This window comes from Mesorhizobium sp. M7A.F.Ca.US.005.03.2.1, assembly GCF_003997795.1.
Taxonomy (GTDB): Bacteria; Pseudomonadota; Alphaproteobacteria; order Rhizobiales; family Rhizobiaceae; genus Mesorhizobium; species Mesorhizobium ciceri.
On record NZ_RZRP01001602.1, the window covers coordinates 1 to 475 of the forward strand.

The window sequence follows — 475 nt, forward strand, 5'->3', positions numbered from 1 at the left end:
GTCGTCGAGACTGAGCTTTTGCTGCCAGCGCTCGGAGCCTTTTTGGGCAGGCTCGACTGATATCCCGCGACGTTACTGCACCAGCACGGCACGTCCGCATGTCGCGCCGGTGACCCGGACATCGGCCACGCCGAGATGCACGCCGAGCGTATCGAGCAGGCTGTAAAGCAATGTGTCGACTGGTGCGGTCACGGTTTTCAACAAAGCCAGCACCGGCTGCTTCACGACGCCGAGTATGGCGGTTAGGTCAAGCCCGATGATGCCAAGCGAACCGACGTAGAGCGACAGATCGTTGACAAGTGACGCGGTCAGCGTCTGGGTCAGGTCCCGTGTTGGCGTCGCCTTTATGATCTTGGCAGCGATCTCGGTTTTATTGAAGACCAGGTTGGTCGGGTTGACGTTGGTGACGTCGGCCCCAGCCGAACCCTTCACCTGTAGCAGCGGGATTTTTAGCAGCAGCAGATTGAGGCTGGCA

At 59.6% G+C, this 475-nt stretch carries 1 pseudogene; it reads right to left on the reverse strand.

The window, feature by feature from the left end:
• Positions 1-72: 72 nt before the first annotated feature.
• Positions 73-475: pseudogene (locus EN991_RS39385) on the reverse strand (hypothetical protein); the annotation flags it as partial.